20 protein-coding genes are annotated in these 19,222 nt (G+C 67.4%); 15 read left to right on the top strand and 5 right to left on the bottom strand.

Translation table 11 applies throughout. From position 1 onward, the window contains the following. Window positions 1-7 precede the first annotated feature (7 nt). The gene (locus tag C8258_RS06935; RefSeq protein ID WP_106954453.1) at window positions 8-613 is read right to left on the bottom strand and encodes a TetR/AcrR family transcriptional regulator; all 606 of its coding nucleotides are present in this window, start codon (window positions 611-613) and stop codon (window positions 8-10) included. 88 nt (window positions 614-701) lie between these two features. Here C8258_RS06935 and zapE point away from each other — a divergent pair, with 88 nt between their 5' ends. The 6 genes from zapE to C8258_RS06965 all read left to right on the top strand — a co-directional run bounded on the left by zapE (window position 702) and on the right by C8258_RS06965 (window position 6,103). Continuing rightward, on the top strand, window positions 702-1,736 hold the full coding sequence (gene zapE, locus C8258_RS06940) for a cell division protein ZapE (RefSeq protein ID WP_106954605.1): 1,035 nt from the start codon (window positions 702-704) through the stop codon (window positions 1,734-1,736). A gap of 199 nt (window positions 1,737-1,935) precedes the next feature. Further along, on the top strand, window positions 1,936-2,874 hold the full coding sequence (locus C8258_RS06945) for a DUF4129 domain-containing protein (RefSeq protein ID WP_233224924.1): 939 nt from the start codon (window positions 1,936-1,938) through the stop codon (window positions 2,872-2,874). A 5-nt stretch (window positions 2,875-2,879) separates the two neighbouring features. Continuing rightward, window positions 2,880-3,374: a hypothetical protein gene (locus C8258_RS06950; protein ID WP_106954607.1), complete on the top strand. Its 495-nt coding sequence runs from the start codon at window positions 2,880-2,882 to the stop codon at window positions 3,372-3,374. A 49-nt stretch (window positions 3,375-3,423) separates the two neighbouring features. Next, window positions 3,424-4,386 carry a MoxR family ATPase gene (locus C8258_RS06955; protein WP_106954454.1) on the top strand — a complete coding sequence of 321 codons (963 nt, stop codon included), beginning with the start codon at window positions 3,424-3,426 and terminating at the stop codon, window positions 4,384-4,386. Continuing rightward, window positions 4,383-5,657, top strand: a complete 1,275-nt coding sequence (locus tag C8258_RS06960) for a DUF58 domain-containing protein (protein ID WP_106954455.1) — start codon at window positions 4,383-4,385, stop codon at window positions 5,655-5,657. The genes C8258_RS06955 and C8258_RS06960 overlap by 4 nt, the downstream gene beginning before the upstream one ends. Beyond that, the gene (locus C8258_RS06965; RefSeq protein WP_106954456.1) at window positions 5,654-6,103 is read left to right on the top strand and encodes a hypothetical protein; all 450 of its coding nucleotides are present in this window, start codon (window positions 5,654-5,656) and stop codon (window positions 6,101-6,103) included. The genes C8258_RS06960 and C8258_RS06965 overlap by 4 nt, the downstream gene beginning before the upstream one ends. 270 nt (window positions 6,104-6,373) lie before the next feature. Here C8258_RS06965 and C8258_RS06970 read toward each other — a convergent pair whose 3' ends face one another. Then, window positions 6,374-7,237 (bottom strand): MaoC family dehydratase, encoded by an 864-nt coding sequence (locus C8258_RS06970; RefSeq protein WP_106954608.1) that lies wholly within the window; start codon window positions 7,235-7,237, stop codon window positions 6,374-6,376. A gap of 185 nt (window positions 7,238-7,422) precedes the next feature. Continuing rightward, window positions 7,423-9,135, bottom strand: coding sequence for a 3-oxosteroid 1-dehydrogenase (gene kstD / locus C8258_RS06975; protein WP_304598374.1), 1,713 nt, complete (start codon window positions 9,133-9,135; stop codon window positions 7,423-7,425). 143 nt (window positions 9,136-9,278) lie between these two features. Here kstD and C8258_RS06980 point away from each other — a divergent pair, with 143 nt between their 5' ends. The 6 genes from C8258_RS06980 (at window position 9,279) to C8258_RS07005 (ending at window position 14,372) form a co-directional block, all read left to right on the top strand. Then, window positions 9,279-10,064, top strand: coding sequence for a 2-keto-4-pentenoate hydratase (locus C8258_RS06980; protein ID WP_106954457.1), 786 nt, complete (start codon window positions 9,279-9,281; stop codon window positions 10,062-10,064). A 9-nt stretch (window positions 10,065-10,073) separates the two neighbouring features. Continuing rightward, window positions 10,074-10,985 (top strand): acetaldehyde dehydrogenase (acetylating), encoded by a 912-nt coding sequence (locus C8258_RS06985; protein WP_106954458.1) that lies wholly within the window; start codon window positions 10,074-10,076, stop codon window positions 10,983-10,985. Between the two features lie 13 nt (window positions 10,986-10,998). Beyond that, on the top strand, window positions 10,999-12,051 hold the full coding sequence (gene dmpG, locus C8258_RS06990) for a 4-hydroxy-2-oxovalerate aldolase (protein WP_106954459.1): 1,053 nt from the start codon (window positions 10,999-11,001) through the stop codon (window positions 12,049-12,051). Between the two features lie 211 nt (window positions 12,052-12,262). Continuing rightward, the gene (locus C8258_RS06995; protein ID WP_146161178.1) at window positions 12,263-12,748 is read left to right on the top strand and encodes a hypothetical protein; all 486 of its coding nucleotides are present in this window, start codon (window positions 12,263-12,265) and stop codon (window positions 12,746-12,748) included. Between the two features lie 496 nt (window positions 12,749-13,244). After that, the gene (locus C8258_RS07000) at window positions 13,245-13,847 is read left to right on the top strand and encodes a TetR/AcrR family transcriptional regulator (RefSeq protein WP_106954610.1); all 603 of its coding nucleotides are present in this window, start codon (window positions 13,245-13,247) and stop codon (window positions 13,845-13,847) included. Between the two features lie 117 nt (window positions 13,848-13,964). After that, complete coding sequence (locus C8258_RS07005) at window positions 13,965-14,372, top strand: cupin domain-containing protein (protein WP_106954461.1); 408 nt, start codon at window positions 13,965-13,967, stop codon at window positions 14,370-14,372. Window positions 14,373-14,512: 140 nt separating this feature from the next. Here the strand turns inward: C8258_RS07005 and C8258_RS07010 are convergent, their stop codons facing one another. Beyond that, window positions 14,513-14,830 carry a hypothetical protein gene (locus C8258_RS07010; RefSeq protein WP_036497552.1) on the bottom strand — a complete coding sequence of 106 codons (318 nt, stop codon included), beginning with the start codon at window positions 14,828-14,830 and terminating at the stop codon, window positions 14,513-14,515. Then, entirely contained in the window at window positions 14,830-16,047 is a 1,218-nt protein-coding gene (locus C8258_RS07015) for a Rieske 2Fe-2S domain-containing protein (RefSeq protein WP_106954611.1), read from the bottom strand. Before C8258_RS07015 ends, C8258_RS07010 begins: the two co-directional genes overlap by 1 nt. A 225-nt stretch (window positions 16,048-16,272) precedes the next feature. Between C8258_RS07015 and hsaA the strand changes: the two genes are divergently transcribed. From hsaA to hsaC, 3 genes are read left to right on the top strand one after another with little or no spacing between them, the layout of a single operon-like run. Then, a complete protein-coding gene (hsaA, locus tag C8258_RS07020) occupies window positions 16,273-17,442 on the top strand; it encodes a 3-hydroxy-9,10-secoandrosta-1,3,5(10)-triene-9,17-dione monooxygenase oxygenase subunit (RefSeq protein ID WP_030517284.1) in 1,170 nt (389 codons plus the stop codon). Beyond that, window positions 17,442-18,323: a 4,5:9,10-diseco-3-hydroxy-5,9,17-trioxoandrosta-1(10),2-diene-4-oate hydrolase gene (hsaD, locus tag C8258_RS07025; protein WP_106954462.1), complete on the top strand. Its 882-nt coding sequence runs from the start codon at window positions 17,442-17,444 to the stop codon at window positions 18,321-18,323. The genes hsaA and hsaD overlap by 1 nt, the downstream gene beginning before the upstream one ends. Further along, window positions 18,320-19,219: an iron-dependent extradiol dioxygenase HsaC gene (gene hsaC, locus C8258_RS07030; RefSeq protein ID WP_106954463.1), complete on the top strand. Its 900-nt coding sequence runs from the start codon at window positions 18,320-18,322 to the stop codon at window positions 19,217-19,219. Before hsaD ends, hsaC begins: the two co-directional genes overlap by 4 nt. Window positions 19,220-19,222 lie beyond the last annotated feature (3 nt).

The following is a 19,222-nucleotide window of genomic DNA, read 5'->3' on the forward strand; positions in this document are numbered from 1 at the left end:
CCGTCGCCTACCCGACCGCGGCGCGCAGTTGGGCACGTAACGGCCGGGCCAGCTGCTCGGCACTCTCCCGAGTCCCCGCGGCCGCTTCCCTTCGTGCACCGGCGAATCGGTCGAATACCAAGCCCTCGATGACGGCGATGTAATCGGCTGCGGCCGTATCGGGATCGGCGGCCCCGAGCGCGCGGAACAGTTCGCGGGCGTGCCGATGGGAGAACAGGCTCGCGACCAGACGCGGGTGGAGCTCGCGGTCGCCGAGTAGGTCGGTGATCAGCATGTGGCGGGCGATCAGATGGTTACGGCGTTGCGCCAGTAGGTCGTCCAGCCATGCGGCCACCGCGGCGGCGATATCGTCCGGGTCGGTGGCCGGTAGGTCGGCGGCACGGAAATCGGTGCGCGACCGCTCGGTGATCGCGTCCACGATCGCCTCGATCAACGCGCGTTTGGTGCGGAAGTAGTACGAGGTCGAGCCGGGCGGTAGGCCGGCCTCGGTATCGAGGGCCCGATGAGTCAGCGCCCGCAGCCCCTCGCGGGCGATCAGGTCGATCGCCGTGCGGACGATGAGTTCGCGCCGGTCCGCTACGCGCACCTCACCCGCCGGGGGTGGTGTGGACATCGTCACCTTCTCTCGCCTTGCGCCCTGATCGTCCTCTACAAGTGTAGAGGTGCTCTACAGGCGTAGAGCCCTCAGGAGGGTGGAGGCCGTGGACGAACTGGTTCTCGATGACGCTCAGCGCACTGCCGCGGCGGCACTGGCTACGGTGGCCGGACGATCGGGCCGGCGCCGGTGGGCTTTTCCGCGGCCCGTCCCGCGCGGGGTGTACCTGCACGGTCGTCCCGGCCGCGGCAAGACGATGCTCATGGACGAATTCTTCGAGCGAGTGGATTCGAAACGTAAGTGCCGCTTCCACTTTCATCAGTTCTTCGCCCGGCTCCATACCGCGATCGCCGAATCCGGCGGTCTGCCGGCCGCGTTGGACGCACTGCTCGGCGACACCGAACTGATCTGTTTCGACGAATTCCATGTTCACGATGTCGGCGACGCCATGCTGCTGACCCGCCTGCTCCAGACACTGTTCGCGCGCCGCATCGTGCTGGTGGCGACCTCGAACTATCCGCCCGAGCAGCTCCTGCCCAATCCGCTGATGCACGCGAAATTCGAACCCGCCATCGCGCTGCTGCGTGCCCATCTGGCCGTGGTCGCGGTCGACGGACCGCAGGATTACCGCGCTCGCGGGTGCCGGGACCGGATCTGTGATCGGACCGGATTCTCCAGCGGGCGCTACGTCCGCGGGCACCGGCCCGGCGCCGACCGGCCGACCGCGGTGCCGATCGCCCATCTCCTGCTGCGGGCGAGGGCCGCGGAGGCGGACCTGCTGGTCGTCGATTTCGACGAAGTCTGCGGGAAGCCCTTGTCGGCCATCGACTTTCTGGCCCTCACCCACACCTACCGGCGCTGGGTGGTGTGTGCGGTGCCCTCGCTGCGGCGGGTTCCGGTCGATGCGGTGACGCGCTTCGTCAACCTCGTCGACGTGCTCTACGACGCCGATCTGCCCCTCACCCTCTACACCGAGGTTTCGCTGCCGGAGTTGGTCCGCGACGTTGCCGCCGCCCCGGATCTCGAGCGCACCGCGAGCCGGCTGAGCCGGTTGCCCGGTGCTCGCCCGGCGAGCGTCGCCGAGCCGGCCGTATCGGGGGAAGCATGGTGGCCGACCTCTCGTGAGGGTCTGCCGAAGTGAAGTGCATTCGTTTGGACGGATCTGCCGGAGACGTGGCCATTTGCTGTGCGCGGTCACAGTTTCACCGGCTGTCAACTGGCGGCTAGGGGCATAGACCGCATCGGTCACCGTCCGGTGTCACGATTTCCCTCCTCACGGACCGTTCGGCATGTAACGATGTGCCTGTTTGTGCAGTTCGGATGTTTTCTGGGAGAGGCCCGTGGCCGGGGTGAGAACGGCGATACCACGCGCGATCGGGCTGATCGCATTGATGGCGTGCGTCGTCTTCGCGTTGCGCGGATACCTGCCGGGCACCGGCGGCCCGCATGTACCGTCCCCGCCCTCGGCGGTGACGGTGGCACTCATGCCGGTGCTGTCGCTGGTGTCCGTGGTGATCCTGCTGGCCGGGGTACTGACCAGCCAGCACCACGCGCCGCTGGCGATGGCCGAGGTCGACCGTGACCGCAAGCGGCAGCCGTTCCGATTGAGCCGGTTCGGGATCGTGATCCTCATCGGCACCGCCGTCGCGGCCGTGCTGACCGCGATCGTGTGGGCGGTGTATCTGCTCGCCGGCGGCCGCGAGGAAGCTCCCGCGCCACGTTCGAATCCGCCCGCCACCGCACAACAGCCCGAAACGACCGCGCCGCCGACCACCCAGCCGTTGTCCGGCGCCCCGGAGTTGAGCGGCCACGCCCTGCTGTTCGTGGGCGTGTGCGCCGCGGTGCTGGTGGCGGTCGCGATCCTCGGTCTCGGCGTGGTGGCCTTCGGCGCCCGCGATGGCCGCGGCGCACCGGCGGTTCCGTCGGTGCCCGCACCCGCCGAGGCCCCGGTCTCGCTGGCACAGGTCGCCGAAATGGGCCTGGCCGCGATGATGGCCTCCGGAAAGGATGCGCGCGCCGCGATCATCGCCTGCTATGTCGCGATGGAGAGCGGTCTGGCGCAGGCCCGCGAGGTGGCGCCACTGATTTCCGACACCCCCTCGGAGGTGCTGGCGCGCGCCTTCGACCGCGGCGTCCTGCACGACGCCTCGGCCCGCGAACTGGTGACGCTGTTCGAGGAGGCCCGGTTCAGTCCGCATTCGATCCTGGAATGGCAGCGCATGCGTGCCGAACAGCTACTGCGCATCGTGCTGGCGGATCTGCAGGGGGCGCGGCTGTGACCCGGATGACGATCGTGGCCGGCGCGGTGGCGATGATCGCGTTGATCGAGCTGGTCGGCCTGAGCAACCAGCGTGAGATGTTGCCGCTGCTGGTCGGGGTGCCGGTGCTCGGCGCCCTGGCCCTGCTGCTGTGGTCGCTGGTCGAGCGCTCCCGGGCGCGGGACCGTGCCGACGCCGACGACCACGACTTCGAGAACGGCCCGGCCGAAATGCTGAGCCGCTGGCACGCGCGGGCACAGATGCTCGCGACCCGCGCCGACGGCACCCGGGCCGATTGGGATCGCTATCTGCGCCCGCTGCTGGCCAAGGAGTTCGAACTGTCCAGCGGTCATCGGATTGCGAAGAACCGCAAGGCCACCGAGGCCGCCGGACGGCTGCAGTTCGGTCCGGAACTGTGGCGCTGGGTGGATCCGGCCAATTCGTCGCCGCGTGATCAGACCACGCGTGCGCCCGGCCGGGACGCGCTCGACGAGATTCTACGTCGCTTGCAGAGCATGTGAGCAGCTTGCCGAACAGGTGAAATGGGTTGGAACTAATGCGAGATCGGATATGACGACACCTTTGGATGTGACCATCAAACGCACCGATGCGGTGCTGCGGGAGATCGCCCGCGCCGTGGTCGGCAAGCGCGAAGAGCTGCAGCTGATCATGATCGCGGTGCTGTCGGGCGGCCACGTCCTGATCGAGGACCTACCGGGCCTCGGTAAGACACTCATCGCCAGATCCTTCGCCACCGCATTGGGATTGGACTTCACGCGCGTGCAGTTCACCCCGGATCTGCTGCCCGCGGATCTGATCGGCTCGACGATCTACGACATGGCCTCGGGCCGGTTCAACTTCCGGCGCGGGCCCGTCTTCACGAATATGCTGCTCGCCGACGAGATCAACCGCACCCCGCCCAAGACACAGGCCGCGCTGCTCGAAGCCATGGCCGAGGGGCAGGTCAGCATCGACGGCGAAACCTTCCCGCTGCCACAGCCTTTCATCGTGATGGCCACCGACAATCCGATCGAGTACGAGGGCACCTATCCGTTACCGGAGGCCCAGCTGGACCGATTCGCCATGCAGTTACGGCTGGGATATCTGTCGGAGAAGGACGAGACCCAGATGATCCGCCGCCGGCTCGAACGCGGCGCCGTCACCCCGCAGGTGGGGCAGGTGGTGGACGCGCAAGGTCTGGTGGAGATGCGGCAGGCGGTCGAATTCGTCACCGTCCACCCGGATGTGGTGACGTATGTGGTCGCGCTGGCCGCCGCCACCCGCGGCCATCCGCAGGTCGAGGTCGGCGCGAGTCCGCGCGCCGAACTGGATCTGGTGCAGATGGCCCGCGCCCGGGCGCTGCTGCTGGGGCGCGACTACGTGATCCCGGAGGATGTGAAGGCGCTGGCGGTTCCGGCGATGGCGCACCGGATCACGCTGCGCCCGGAGATGTGGGTGCGCCGGATCCGCGGCGAGGACGTGATCTCCGAATTGCTGCGCCGCCTGCCCGTACCGCGCGCGACGGTGACATGAGACATCGCGACACCACCTCGGCGAGCGAGGTCGATCTGCGCTGGCGGCCCGCGCCACTGGTGTACATGCTGGCGGTCGCCGCCGCGGTCGCGCTGGTGCCGGCGATCATGCTGGATCGGTGGCAGCTGGCGGTGTTCGCCGCGCCGATGCTGGGCGTGCTGGCCACCGCGCCGATTCAATCGGCGCGCACCAGGGTTCAGGTCGACGGTGGCGGGATTCTGCGCTGCTTCGAATCCGAGGAGGTCGAGCTGCCGGTCGCCGCATTCGTGGAACAGGGCCATGCGCTGCTGCGCTGCCATCCGCAGGAGGCGAACGGGCTCGACCTGCGGGTGGAGGAGTCCTCCGATTCCGGGCCCGCTCCCGCCGGCCTGCGGCTGGCGCTGTCGACGCAGCGCTGGGGCCGCTATCCCGTGACCGTGCGGTTGACCGCATTGAGTCCGGCCGGCCTGGCGCAGGCCTCGGCCAGTGTCCAGGCCGGTGAGGTGTATGTGTATCCGATCGCGGATCCACAACGAATGCGCTTGCCGCGCACCGAGCTTCCCGAACGGATCGGTACCCATCTGACCCGCCGCCACGGGCCGGGCGTGGAGTACGCCGATATCCGCGCCTACGCTCCCGGCGACGAACTGCGCATCGTCAACTGGCCGGTGAGCGCGCGCCGCGGCCGTCTCTACGTCACCCAGCGTCTCACCAACCGTGCGGCGGACGTCGTTGTGCTGGTGGATACTTCGCTGCAGGCGCCGGGGCCGGCCTCGGATTCGATGGAGCTGACGGTGCGCGGTGCGGCGCAGGTTGCCCAGACCGCCCTGCAGGCCGGCGACCGCACTGCCGTGGTGTGCCTGGGGCGCGCACCGCGTTGGCTGCGGCCCGATATCGGCCGCCGCCAGTTCTATCGCATCATCGACACCGTGCTCGGGGTAGGCGACGAGCACATTCCCAATGCCGGGACACTGGCGCCGCATTCGGCGGTACCGATCGGTGCGATCGTGGTCGCGTTCTCGACCCTGCTCGACACCGAATTCGCTCTGGCCCTGATAGATCTGCGCAAACGCGGCCATGCTGTGGTGGTCGTCGACGTGCTGCGCGGCACGCCGTTCAAGGACGGCCTGGATCCGACCCTGGCCCGGATGTGGCAGTTGGAACGCACCGCGATGTACCGCGATATGAGTACCGTCGGGGTGGACATCGTGGCCTGGCCGGAGGGTGCCCGCCTCGACCAGGCGATGCGCCTGCTGCCCGAGCGTCGGCGAATGGTGCGGGTGAAGCGATGACGAAATTTCTGGCCGTCCTGTCCGGGCTGCTGCTGACCACCGCGGTGGGCATCGTGCTGCCCTGGGCCGCGATTCCGGTTTTCGTCGCCGTGGTCGTCGGATGGCGGTTCCGCGTGGTGGCGGTAGTGGCGGTGCTGATCGCCCTCGGCGCCTTGGCGTGGGCCGACACCGGTGCGCTGGCCGCCGCCGGGACGGGTCTGGTGGCCACCACCTATCTGCTCAACACCGCCACGCTGCACGCCCCGGCCGGTGTGGTTCCCACCACATTGCCGTCGGTCGTCGGGGCGCTCGGATTCGCGGCGGCGGCGGTGCTGGCGACGCTGATTCCGGGACGGCTGGCGTGGCTGCCGCTGCTGGCCCCCGTGCTGGTCATCGTGTTGTACGCGGCCATCGTGCAGGGCCTGATCGGGCGCGAGGATGCCCCGGATACCGCGGAACCGACGTAGTCGACCGGGCGTGATATACCCCACAACCAGGGTGTTTGCCCTACTACGCGATGTCGTGGTTTCCTACTACACCTTGTAGTCTGATGGCATGTGGATTATCCCGATCATCGCCGTCATCTGTTCCGTCGCGATCGCCGGCCTGTTCGCCACCGGCTTCCCGGACTGACGCCGACAGGCCCCGCCCGGAACATCAGCGAACCGGGATAGAAGACACCGCCCGACCGGCACTGCCGGTCGGGCGGTTCTTCGTTCGGTGGCGAGTCGCGCCGATCAGGCGGTGAAGCTCAGCCGCACATCGCTCAGTACCGGGGCGTCCTCGCGTTCGACCACGGTCGCGCCGATGACGAGCTCGTCGCCCTCGCGCCAGATCCGCGACCGGATCGTCTCGCCCGGGTACAGCACGCCGGCGAAGCGCGCCCGGAAGCCGGTCACCCGGCTCGCGTCCGAGTCCAGCACGGTGTCGGTCGCGGTCTTGCAGACCAGGCCGTAGGTGCACAGGCCGTGCAGGATCGGGTTGGGAAAGCCTGCGGCACGGGCGAATTCGGGGTCCGAATGCAGCGGGTTGCGGTCACCGCACATGCGGTACAGCAGTGCCTGCTGCGGCAGCGTCGGCGTGAGGACCTCGAAATCCGGGGCCCGGTCGGGGAGCACGGCCTTGGTGCTCGGGCCGCGCTCACCACCGAAACCGCCCTCACCCTTGGCGAAGATGGAGGAGCGGGCCGTCCACAGCGGCTGCCCGTCGGATCCGGTGATCACGGTCTCGTGGGCGATCACCGCGGCCGAGCCCTTGTCCCACACCTCGGTGATCCGGCCGGTGCTGCTCGCCTTGCCCTCGGCCGGAATCGGCCGGTGCACAACGATTTCCTGGCTGCCGTGCACGACCTTGGCCAGGTCGATCTCCACGCCCGGATAGCTCACCTTCGGTGGTTCGGTGACCCGCATCGTCGGTGCGACGGTCGCGAACGTCGGCAGCACCTGCGGCTCCCGATCGTCCAGGTATCGCAGTTCGCCCGGGTCGGTCCAGCGGGTACCGGCGCTCAGGCCCAGGTGGTACAGCTGCACATCCGAGGGCGTCCAGGAGAACTCCTGGCTCGGAAGTTCCGCTCCGAGAGCGGTTTTCAGGTCGATAGGCATTGTGTGTTCCTTGTTCGCCGACGTATCACGAGTCCCGATCGAGAGTGTCCGGGATCCGATCCGATCGGCCGGACCACCCTCGATCGGCAGTGGTGTCGCGGACGCCGCCGCGGGTGGCCCGACCGCTCCCATGGTGCCGGGATCGGCCCGGGCCCCCGCTGCGGGTCCCGCTCACCGGTGCCTGCCTACTTGCTCGCCGCGCCGGTGGGGGCCTTCTCCGCGCGCGCCTTCTCGACGATATCCATGACCGCCAGATAACCGAAGGTCAGCGCGGGCCCGATGGTCGCGCCGGGACCGGCGTAGGTGTGGCCCATCACCGGTGTCGAGGAGTTGCCGGAGGCGTAGAGCCCCTCGATCACGGTGCCGTCCGCGCGCAGCACCCGCGCCGCGGTGTCGGTGACCAGACCGCCCTTGGTGCCCAGGTCGCCGGGCACGATCTTGGCGGCGTAGAACGGGCCCTGCACCAGGGCCGCCAGGCACGGGTTCGGCTTCACGGTCGGATCGCCGTAGTAGCGGTCGTAGTGACTCTTGCCGCGGCCGAAGTCCTCGTCCACGCCCTTCTCCGCGAAGGCGTTGAAACGGGCGACGGTGGCGGCGAGGTTGTCCGCCGGCACGCCGAGCCGCTGGGCCAGCTCCTCGAGGGTGTCGGCCTTGACGATGTTGTCGTTTTCCATCCAGCGGGACGGAAAGCGCTGGCCCGGCTGCAGCCCGGCGAAGATGTAGCGGTTGCGGTAGCGCTGGTCGAACACCAGCCAGGCGGGGATGTTCTCGCCCGGACCGTCACCCTGACCCCATTTGCCGCCGTACATGGTGTGCACGGCCTCGACGTAAGGAGCGGACTCATTACCGAATCGCTTACCGTCGGCGTTCACCATGATCGCGCCGGGCAGATTGCGCTCGGCCAGCGCGAACCACGGCTTGCCACCCTTGAAAATGGTCGGCCCCCACCAGGAGTCCTCCATGAACCCGATATCGCCGCCGACCTCCATACCGGCCCGGATGCCGTCACCGGTGTTGGCCGCCGCGCCCGTGGTCCACTCGGTGGTGATGGGCTTGCGCTGGTACTGCTCGCGCATCTCGGCGTTGTGTTCGAAACCGCCGGTGCCCAGCACCACGCCGTAGCGGGCCTTGAAGATCGTCGGCTCGCCGTCGACGGTCGCCTCCACCCCGACGACCCGGCCGTCTTCGGTGATCAGCTTGGTCAGGGGAGTGTTGAGCAGCACCGGGACATTCGCGTCCTGCAGGCCCTTGCGCATGGCCGCGATGATGGCCTGGCCCATGCCCACGATCTGCTTACCGGTGAATTTCGCCAGATAGGTGCGGGCGCCGACCCGCATGGCGCGCATCATGCCCTTCGGATGCCGCTTGATCAGGTTCAGGCGCACGAAGTCGGTCTGCATGACGACGACGTTGAGCGGGGCCTTGGCGTAGGGCGGTTCCAGATTCGCGGCCTCGGCGCCGAGCACCTTCAGGTTGAACGGCTTCGGCTCGCAGGAGCGGCCGGAGCCCAGGCCGCCGGGGGCCTCGGGGTGGTAGTCGGAGTAGCCCGGCACCCAGGTCATCTGCAGCGGAGAGTGATCGAGGACGAAGTCGAAGGCCTCGGCACCGCGGTCGATGTAGGTGTCGATCTTCTCCTTCGGCACCACGTCACCGATGATGCTGTGCAGGTAGCGGCGGGCCTCCTCCCGGTCGTCGGGCCGGCCGGACGCCTTGAGCGCCTTGTTGCCCGGGATCCACACACCGCCACCACTACGCGCGGTCGAACCGCCGTAGTGCGCGGCCTTCTCGATGAGCACCGCGCGCAGTCCGTGGTGCGCGGCGGCGAGGGCGGCGGTCATTCCGGCGGCGCCGCTGCCGACCACCACCACGTCGTATTCCCGATCAGTCATGTAGAACACGTTATAGAATCGCATCAGGTTCGGTCTATATTGGTCTGGCAGATGGGACTGCTGACACGAGAAAATGCAGGAAAACTCGTTTCAGTTTGTATCCCGTTCACCGGCTGGTCCCCAGACCGAGCGCCCCAATGGAAGGAACAAGCGTGCTGTCCGACGCGGTACGGAATGAACTGGCCGCAGAGCTCGCGGTCGCCGAACGAGACCGGGTGCCGATCGATCCGCTGGTCACGCGGTATGCGGCGATCGACGTGGTCGACGCCTACGAGATCCAGCTCATCAACATCCGGCAGCGGCTCGCCGACGGCGCGAAGGTGGTCGGCCACAAGGTCGGGCTCTCCTCGAAGGCCATGCAGGAGATGATGGGCGTCGACGAACCCGACTACGGCCATCTGCTCGCCGATATGCAGGTGTTCGAAGACGTTCCGGTCGACACGTCGAAGTACCTGTTCCCGCGCGTCGAGGTCGAGGTCGGTTTCGTGCTGGGCGCGGATCTGCCGGGCGAGGAGTGCACCGAGGCCGACGTGCTGGCCGCGACGGTCGCCTACGCCCCCGCGATCGAGCTGATCGACACCCGCATCAAGAACTGGAATATCGCGTTGTGCGACACCATCGCCGACAACGCGTCTTCGGCCGGCTGGGTGCTCGGGCCGGAGCGGGTGGCGCCGGATGCGCTGGACATCAAGGCCATCGACGCGACATTGACCCGCAACGGCGAGGTCGTCGCCCAGGGCCGCAGCGACGCGGTACTCGACGATCCGACCATCGCGGTGGCCTGGCTGGCCCGCAAGGTCGCCTCGTTCGGGGTGCGGCTGAAGGCCGGCGACATCGTGCTGCCGGGTTCGTGCACCCGCGCCATCGACGCCCGTTCGGGTGACGACTTCCATGCCGAGTTCGCTGGACTCGGTTCCGTCCGTTTGACATTCAGCTGAGGAGATCAAGTGCCTAGCAACGGGAAGGTCACAGCCGCGATCGTCGGCTCCGGCAACATCAGCACCGATCTGCTGTACAAGCTGCTGCGTTCGGAGCGGATCGAGCCGCGCTGGATGATCGGTATCGATCCGGACAGCGAGGGTCTCAAGCGCGCTCGTGGGCTGGGTCTGGAGACCTCGCACGAGGGTGCGGACTGGCTGCTCGCGCTGCCGGAGAAGCCGGACATGCTGTTCGAGGCGACCTCTGCCTACGTGCATCGCGAATATGCGCCGAAGTACGAGGCGGCCGGTATCCGCGCGGTGGATCTCACCCCCGCCGCGGTCGGCCCGGCCGTCGTGCCGCCGGTGAACCTCGGCGCGAATATCGACACTCCGAACGTCAACATGATCACCTGCGGTGGGCAGGCGACGATTCCGATCGTCGCGGCCGTCTCGCGCGTGGTCGAGGTGCCCTACGCCGAGATCGTCGCCTCGGTTTCCTCGGTCTCGGCCGGGCCCGGCACCCGCGCGAACATCGACGAGTTCACCAAGACCACCAGCAAGGGTGTGGAGACCATCGGTGGCGCCGAGCGCGGTAAGGCGATCATCATCCTCAACCCGGCCGAGCCGCCGATGATCATGCGCGACACCATCTTCGCCGCCATTCCCGAGGATGCCGACACCGATGCGATCAGCGAATCCATCCACCGGATGGTCGCCGACATCCAGGAGTACGTGCCCGGGTACCGCCTGCTCAACGAACCGCAGTTCGACGAGCCGAGCGTGATTTCCGGTGGGATGGCGAAGGTTTCGGTGTTCGTGGAGGTCGAGGGCGCGGGCGACTTCCTGCCGCCCTACGCCGGCAACCTCGACATCATGACCGCCGCCGCCACCCGGGTGGGCGAGGTCATGGCCGAACAGATCCTCACGGCTCGGGTCTAGGAGGGACCAGATCATGAACTACGTATTGCAGCCGTTCTCCCAGGAACTCGACGTCCGCGTCACCGACACCTCGCTGCGCGACGGTTCCCATCACAAGCGTCACCAGTTCACCGCCACCGAGGTGCGCGATATCGTCGCGGCCGTCGACGCCGCGGGTGTGCCGGTCATCGAGGTGACCCACGGTGACGGCCTGGGCGGTTCCTCGTTCAACTACGGGTTCTCCAAAACCCCTGAGCAGGAACTGATCACGATCGCGGCGCAGACCGCGAAGCAGGCCAAGATCGCGGTCCTCATGCTGCCCGGTGTGGGCGTCAAGGAGGACATCAAGATCTCCCAGGACAACGGCGCGTCCATCGTCCGCATCGCCACCCACTGCACCGAGGCCGACGTCTCGATCCAGCACTTCGGCTATGCCCGCGACCTCGGCATGGAAACCGTCGGCTTCCTGATGATGTCGCATTCGCAGCCGCCGGAGGTGCTCGCGAAGCAGGCGCGCATCATGGCCGACGCGGGATGCCAGTGCGTCTACGTCGTGGACTCCGCCGGTGCGCTGGTGCTGGATCAGGTGTCCGACCGCATCGCCGCGGTCGCCGCCGAACTCGGCGACGACGCCCAGGTCGGCTTCCACGGCCACGAGAATCTCGACCTCGCCGTCGCCAACTCGATCTACGCGGTGAAGGCGGGCGCCAAGCAGATCGACGGCAGCGCACGGCGTTTCGGCGCCGGTGCGGGCAACACCCCGGTCGAGGCGTTCGTCGGTGTCGCCGACAAGATCGGTATCAAGACCGGTATCGACTTCTTCGCCATCGCCGACGCCGCCGAGGACGTCGTGCGCCCGGCCATGCCGCAGGAATGCCTGCTGGACCGCCAGGCCCTGATGATGGGCTACGCGGGCGTGTACTCGAGCTTCCTCAAGCACGCCGAGCGCCAAGCCGAACGCTACGGCGTCTCGGCGGCCGAAATGCTGGTGCGCGCCGGTAAGCGCAAGCTGGTCGGTGGCCAGGAGGATCAGCTGATCGACATCGCGCTGGAACTGCAGCGGGAAAAGCAGGGCGCTACCGCCTGACCATGTCGAAACGACGGGCCGCGAACGATATTCGTTCGCGGCCCTTTTTCGCGTTCGAGCGATCGTCCCACGGTGGCGAATTCACCGGGCGGCGTGTTAACGCGCGGGTTCTTCCACGCGATCCGAATACGGGTCCGGGAGGCGCTGTACTCGTGCGCGGCAAGCAATTCTGCTCTCGATTATCCGCGCGGACGAAAACATAGGAGTTGCTGTGAACATACGAGCCTTGATCGGCGGATCTGTTGCCGCTGTGGCGATTTCGATGGCCGGTGGGGCGGTGGCAGGTGCGCAACCGTTCGTCGCCGCGAACGGGCCCACGGTGCAGAACCCGGCCGATTATCTGGTGGGCGACACGGTGTATTTCAGTGCCGGGTACGCCAATTGCTCGATGCGTCCCAACGGTGACGTCGGCTGTGACATCAGCCCCGGAGTCGCCACCCTGTTCGGAATTCCCATCAACAATGTCGCCATCGACCTGCCGTTCCTGCCGGCGCATCCGACCTTCGGCCTGACCGGCCCGCTCGGTCGCGCCGGCAGCCGATCCATCGACTCGGGGCCCGCCTCCGACGGCTACGACTACGGCGGCGTCATCAACTACGGCGGCGCCACCTGCAGTGCCGGCGGCCGCGGCGCGGTGCAGTGCAGCTCGAAGGGGCACACCTTCAACTTCGGCTGGTCGGGCACCAACCTCAGCTGATACCGGCACGGATTCGGCGGGCCGCGAAGGTGGGAGGGTGCGCGGCCCGCGGTCGGGTGCACAGCTTCCCTGAGCCTTGCCGGTGTGCGTTCCGTCGCGATGCGCGGGTCACTCTGCTCGCCGGCACGCTGCCGACCGGCGAGGGGAGGTCGCCCCGGCCACCGCGCCGGCACGGCGGTGCGTCAGCGGCTCGTGATTCTCGACGAAGCCGGGCAGCGTCACGAAATCCGGCTCGAGGATCTGGTGCTCGGCGCCGCAGCCTACGCAGGCGGTCGAGAAACCCTCGTGGAACGAGCCGGTTGATACACTCGTGTATCCGTATGTCCAGGGAGAGGAAGCGCTCGTGACGTCTCTCGGTGCCCGGCGGTCGTCCGAGCCCGGGCACGGGCGCTCGCCGGCACGTCGCGGCGACTCGACCGCCGAATCGGTGCCGATCGGCGGAGAACTCGCATCCGTCGACGACGCGGTCACGAGGGGCACCTCACGAGAACCGCGAATGACCAAGCGGCGGGCCGAGACTCGGCAACGGTTGCTCGACGCCGCGTTCGACGCGTTCGCCGAAGAGGGGTTCGGCCGGTGCACGGTCGAGCAGATCTGTGAGCGCGCCGGATTCACCCGCGGGGCGTTCTACTCGAACTTCAGCTCGCTGGAGGAACTGTTCCTGGCGATGTGGGAGTTGCGGTCGGCCGAGATGCTGCGCGAACTGACGGGAGTTCTGGAGTCGGAGTCCGGCGTCGATGTCCATGATCTGCGCGCCGGTGTGGAGCAGGTGCTGCGGGCGGTTCCGCTGGACGACAAGTGGTTTCGCATCACCGCCGAATTCACCGCCCACGCCCTGCGCAACCCGCCGCTGCGGCGGGTCATGGTCGCGCGGGAGAACGCGATCGTCGCGGCCCTGCTGCCGGTCCTGGAGGCCCTGCTGAATCGCGCGGGCCGCACCGTCACCGACCGCGAGGGCCTCGGGCGGGCGGTGGTCGCGGTCCACGACGGCACCTCGCAGCAGTGCCTGCTCGAACCCGGCGACGCCGCGGTCCGCGAGCAACGCACGACCCTGTTCACCCATGTCGCGATGGCCTACAGCGCGGCCCGGGACCTGTGATGCGCCCCCATGGGCCGCGTCGACGAGAAGACGCGCGCCGGGTCGTCGGGCGGCCGGGCAGGCGGTAGCAGGGCGCGCAGAATCCGCAAGCAACCGATTACCCCGCAGGAGGCGACGATGTCCGAACGACCCGCGCTGGCCGAGGCACTGGATCTGCAACCGCATCCCGAAGGTGGCTGGTTCCGCGAAACCTACCGCAGCCCGGTCGAATTCGAGCCGGACGGCTACGACGGCCCGCGTGCGTCCGCCACCGCCATCCACTTCCTGCTGCTGCCGCACGAACAGTCCGCGCCGCATACCGTGCGCTCGGACGAGATCTGGTTGTGGCAACGCGGTGGCCCGCTACTGCTGAACATCGGCGGCGACGAAGTGATTCTCGGCCCCGACGTCGAACGGGGACAACTCCTGCAGGCCGTAGTGCCCGCCGGCGTCAGCCAGGCCGCACGCCCGGCCGGGGACGAATATGTGCTGGTGAGCTGCGTGGTCGCGCCCGGATTCGATTTCGCGGACTTCCGGCTGGACTGATCGCCGGGGTGAACGAATCGTGCAAACCTCGGTGGTTCGGCGCGATTTCCGCCTTTGTCGCGGAGGTTTGCACGAATAGTTCAGGCCCGCCCACCGTATCCCTGTCGAATACGGTGGGCGGGCCCGCGCAACACGCCTGCTTACTCGTCGATCGCCAGCATGCCCTCATCGATCGCATACTGGATCGACTTCTCCAGGTCCGGGCACGGATCCGGCCGCCCCGGCCCGGCCAGCTTCGCGAAGACCGGGCAGTGTTCGGCCGGGCTGACCGTCCACTGCACCGAACGCTGGTGCGAGGAGGACTTGCGGACCAGGACTTCCACTCCGCATGCCCGGCAGGCCACCGGCGTCAGGCCGTCTTCGAGATAGCGCTGTCTGTCGACGACCGTCTGGGCACGCACCTGTTCCCGGCGTTCCGGGCGGTCCGCGAAATCGGGTGCTTTGGCCCAGGAGACCATCAGGCACCCGCCTCCTGCTTGACGGCAGGGTCCTGCTGTGCCGCGTCCTCTTCCTTCTTGCGCCGCAGATTCTCGGCGACCTCCGCCTCCCAGTGCTCGTTGGCCTTGGTGGTGTCGACCTCGAATTCGAAGCGCTGCACCATCTTCGGGTCGATATCGGCGACGTCGACGTAGAACTGGTCGTACCAGCGGCGCAGCTGGTAGACCGGGCCGTCCTCCTCGCAGAGCAGCGGGTTGTCGATCTTGGACTTGTGCTTCCAGATCTCCACGTCCTGCAGGAAGCCGTCACCGAAGAAGTCGGTCATGGACTTGGCCAGCTTCTCGGCGGTCTCGTCGTCGATGCCCTTGGGCTTCTCGACCGACAGGCCGTACTGCAGCACGAACGAATCCTGCGTCACCGGGTAGTGGCAGTTGATCAGCTGGACCTTGATCTGGTAGCCGCCGTAGATATTGGTCAGCGGGTTGATCATGTAGGACGGGCCGAAGTAGGAAGCTTCCGACTTCAGCAGCGTCTCCCCGCCGTACTTGGCGGCCATGCCGATGTCCGGACGGCCCTTCGTCTCGAGGAACTGCGTGGCCACGTGACCTTCGAAGACGTTCTTGAAGTACGTCGGGAAGGCGAAGTGGATGTAGAAGAAGTGGGCCATGTCCACCACGTTGTCCACGATCTCGCGGCAGTTGGCGCCCTCGATCAGCATGGTGTTCCAGGTGAACGGGGTCCAGTCGTTGTTGCGCTCTTCGACCGGGTTGCCGTCGGCGTCGGTGTAGGGCCCCTCGATATAGGGGATGGTGACGTCGTCCGGCGGCGGATTGCCCTCGTGGTCGTGCCAGACGTAGAGCTGGCCGTTGCGCTCGAGGGTGGTCCAGGCGCGGGTGCGGGCCAGCGGCGGCACACGCCGCGCGTACGGGATCGAGGTGCAGCGGCCGTTGCCGCCCCAGCGCCAGTCGTGGAACGGGCACGCGATGGAGTCGCCCTTGATCTCGCCCATGCTGAGATCGCCGCCGAGGTGGCGGCAGTAGGCGTCGAGCACCTTCAGATCGTCGTTGCTGTCGGCCCACACCACGAGTTTGGTGCCGAAAGCCTGCACGGCATGCGGCTTACCGTCGCGAAACGTCTCGGCCAGGCCCAGGCAATGCCAGCCCCGCGCGTACCGCGTCGGTGTCGAGCCGACGTCGATCTCGCGGACCTTCCCGCTCCGCTGTGCGGTTTCTGCCATCGTCATCCCTCCTCTGGAAGTACTAGAACACGTTACAAAATTGAGCGGCCCAGCGCCAGCTATTCCGTTGACTACCAGGCAAAGGTGTTCGTTGTGGGACAATGAACACCCGTTCTCGACATAAATAAGAACGTGTTCTAGTCTCAAGACAAGTATCGGTTCCGCAGAACGGAATGCGACCGATACACCCGTTCCGATTTCGACCAGGCAGGAGCAGCCCCCGAGATGACGCAAGAAGTAACCGAGCGGGTCGAAGCACTGTTGCCGAAGCTGCGCGAACAAGCGCAGGAGGCAGAAGATCTGCGCCGCATCCCAGACGAGACCATGAAGGCGCTGCAAGAGACCGGTTTCTTCAAGCTGCTGCAGCCGCGCCAGTGGGGCGGATACGCCGCCGACCCGGTCGTGTTCTACGACACCGTGCGCAAGATCGCCAGCGCCTGCGGTTCCACCGGCTGGGTGGCCGGCATCATCGGCGTGCACAACTGGCATCTGGCGCTGTTCGACCAGCAGGCACAGGAGGAGGTCTGGGGCGAGGACACCCAGGTCCGCATCTCCTCCTCCTACGCCCCGATGGGCGCCGGCGTCGTGACCGAGAGCGGTGACGGCTACATCGTCAACGGCTCCTGGGCCTGGTCGTCGGGTAGCGATCACGCCACCTGGACCTTCGTCGGTGGTCCGGTGATCAAGGACGGGAAGCCGGTCGACTTCGGCAGCTTCCTGGTTCCGCGCACCGACTACCGCATCGACGACGTGTGGAATGTGGTGGGCCTCAAGGGCACCGGCTCCAACACCCTGGTGCTGGAGAACGTCTTCGTGCCGCGGCACCGCTTCCTCAGCTACAAGAGCATGAACGACCTGACCGCGCCCGGTCTGCAGCAGAACACGGACCCGGTCTACAAGATGCCGTGGGGCACCATCCATCCCACCACCATCTCCACGCCGATCGTCGGCATGGCCTACGGCGCGCTGGACGCGCACGTGGAGCACCAGGGCAAGCGCCTGCGCGCGGCCTACGCCGGTGAGAAGGCCAAGGACGACCCGTTCGCCAAGGTGCGCATCGCCGAGGCCGCCAGCGATATCGACGCCGCGTGGCGCCAGCTGTCGGGCAATGTCGCCGACGAGTACAAGCTCCTGGTCGCCGGCGAGGAGATTCCGTTCGACCTGCGCGTGGCGGCGCGCCGCGATCAGGTCCGCGCCACCGGCCGGGCCATCGCCTCGATCGACAAGCTGTTCGAGAGCTCGGGTGCGACCGCGCTCGCGAACGGCACTCCGCTGCAGCGTTTCTGGCGCGACGCGCACGCCGGCCGCGTGCACGCCGCCAACGATCCCGAGCGCGCCTACATGATGTACGGCACCCACGCGTTCGGCCTGCCGGTCACCGACGGGATGGTGTGATGACCGCCGTCTCGGAGTTGACCTACGAGTCCACCTCGAAGTTCGCCCAGGTCCGCCCGGATCTGAAGCTGCACTATCACGAGGCCGGCGAGGGCAACGGTCCCACCATCGTGCTGCTGCACGGCGGTGGTCCGGGCGCCTCGTCGTGGTCGAACTTCGCGCGCAACATCCCGGTGCTGGCGCGGCACTTCCATGTGCTGGCCGTGGATCAGCCGGGCTTCGGGCAGTCGGACAAGCCGACCGACCACCCGCAGTACTTCGTGCACAGCGCCTCGGCGCTGAAGGATCTGCTCGACACCCTGGGCATCACCGAACGCGTTCACCTGCTGGGCAATTCGCTCGGCGGCGGCGCGGCGGTGCGCTTCGCGCTCGACTATCCGGACCGGGCCGGCAAGCTGGTCCTGATGGGTCCCGGCGGACTGAGCACCAACCTGTTCGCGCCCGACCCCACCGAGGGCGTCAAGGCGCTGGGCAAGTTCAACGTCGAGCCCACCCGCGACAATCTGGAGAAGTTCCTGCGGATCATGGTCTTCGACCAGTCGCTGATCACCCCGGAACTGCTCGACGATCGCTTCGCCTCGGCCAATACGCCCGAAGCGCTGGCCGCGACCCGCGCGATGGGTAAGTCGTTCGCCAGTGCGGATTTCGAGAAGGGCATGCTGTGGCGGGAGGCGTACAAGTTGCGCCAGCCGGTGCTGCTCATCTGGGGCCGTGAGGACCGGGTGAATCCGCTCGACGGTGCCCTGGTCGCGCTGAAGACCATCCCGCGCGCGCAACTGCATGTGTTCGGCGGATGCGGACACTGGGCGCAGCTGGAGAAGTTCGACGAATTCAACCGGCTGGCAACCGATTTCCTCTTCGGTGTGAAGGAGTCACGATGAGTATTCGTGCGCTCGGGTACATGCGCATCGAGGCGACCGACGTGGCCGCCTGGCGTGAGTACGGGCTCAAGGTGCTCGGCATGATGGAGGCAGACGGGCCCAATCCGGATGCCCTCTATCTGCGGATGGACGATTTTCCCGCCCGCCTGGTGATCGTGCCGGGTGAGCAGGACCGCCTGCAGGTCTCGGGCTGGGAGGTCACCGATGCCCCAGGGCTGCAACGGCTTCGGGAGACGCTGACCAAGGCCGACGTCGCCTTCGACGAGGGCACCAAGGACGAGCTCGCGGAGCGGCGCGTCGAGGGCATGATCCGCTTCCAGGATCCCTCCGGCAATACGCTCGAGGCGTTCTACGGCGCTCAGTACCTGGCCCGGCGTTTCGTCAGCCCCTACGGCCACAAGTTCGTCACCGCCGAACAGGGGCTGGGACACGTCGTGCTGACCTGCTCCGACGATGCCGAAGCGCAGGCGTTCTACCAGGATGTCCTGGGTTTCCGGCTGCGCGATTCGATGCGGCTGCCACCCCAGGTCGTCGGCCGGCCCGCCGACGGCGACCCGGCGTGGCTGCGCTTCTACGGCTGCAATCCGCGCCACCACGCGCTGGCGTTCCTGCCGCTGCCGAATCCGACCGGCATCGTGCACCTCATGGTCGAGGTGGAGAATTCCGACGACGTCGGTCTCTGCCTGGATCGCGCGCTGCGCAAGAAGGTCAAGATGTCGGCCACCCTCGGCCGCCACATCAACGACAAGATGTTGTCGTTCTACATGAAGACTCCCGGCGGATTCGACATCGAATTCGGCTGTGAGGGTTTGGAAGTCGACGACCACTCCTGGATCGCGCGGGAATCCACCGCGGTGAGCCTGTGGGGTCACGACTTCACGGTGGGATTCAAGTAGCGA

This window comes from Nocardia sp. MDA0666, from assembly GCF_003023875.1.
GTDB classification, from domain to species: domain Bacteria; phylum Actinomycetota; class Actinomycetes; order Mycobacteriales; family Mycobacteriaceae; genus Nocardia; species Nocardia aobensis.

What these genes read in the sequence shown, in the direction of transcription:
- C8258_RS06935 (WP_106954453.1), bottom strand. Translation starts at nt 613, where the DNA reads ATGTCCACACCACCCCCGGCGGGTGAGGTGCGCGTAGCGGACCGGCGC.
- C8258_RS06950 (WP_106954607.1), top strand. Translation starts at nt 2,880, where the DNA reads ATGACGATCGTGGCCGGCGCGGTGGCGATGATCGCGTTGATCGAGCTG.
- C8258_RS06955 (WP_106954454.1), top strand. Translation starts at nt 3,424, where the DNA reads ATGACGACACCTTTGGATGTGACCATCAAACGCACCGATGCGGTGCTG.
- C8258_RS06960 (WP_106954455.1), top strand. Translation starts at nt 4,383, where the DNA reads ATGAGACATCGCGACACCACCTCGGCGAGCGAGGTCGATCTGCGCTGG.
- C8258_RS06965 (WP_106954456.1), top strand. Translation starts at nt 5,654, where the DNA reads ATGACGAAATTTCTGGCCGTCCTGTCCGGGCTGCTGCTGACCACCGCG.
- C8258_RS06970 (WP_106954608.1), bottom strand. Translation starts at nt 7,237, where the DNA reads ATGCCTATCGACCTGAAAACCGCTCTCGGAGCGGAACTTCCGAGCCAG.
- dmpG (WP_106954459.1), top strand. Translation starts at nt 10,999, where the DNA reads ATGAACTACGTATTGCAGCCGTTCTCCCAGGAACTCGACGTCCGCGTC.
- C8258_RS07000 (WP_106954610.1), top strand. Translation starts at nt 13,245, where the DNA reads ATGACCAAGCGGCGGGCCGAGACTCGGCAACGGTTGCTCGACGCCGCG.
- C8258_RS07005 (WP_106954461.1), top strand. Translation starts at nt 13,965, where the DNA reads ATGTCCGAACGACCCGCGCTGGCCGAGGCACTGGATCTGCAACCGCAT.
- C8258_RS07010 (WP_036497552.1), bottom strand. Translation starts at nt 14,830, where the DNA reads ATGGTCTCCTGGGCCAAAGCACCCGATTTCGCGGACCGCCCGGAACGC.
- C8258_RS07015 (WP_106954611.1), bottom strand. Translation starts at nt 16,047, where the DNA reads ATGGCAGAAACCGCACAGCGGAGCGGGAAGGTCCGCGAGATCGACGTC.
- hsaA (WP_030517284.1), top strand. Translation starts at nt 16,273, where the DNA reads ATGACGCAAGAAGTAACCGAGCGGGTCGAAGCACTGTTGCCGAAGCTG.
- hsaD (WP_106954462.1), top strand. Translation starts at nt 17,442, where the DNA reads ATGACCGCCGTCTCGGAGTTGACCTACGAGTCCACCTCGAAGTTCGCC.
- hsaC (WP_106954463.1), top strand. Translation starts at nt 18,320, where the DNA reads ATGAGTATTCGTGCGCTCGGGTACATGCGCATCGAGGCGACCGACGTG.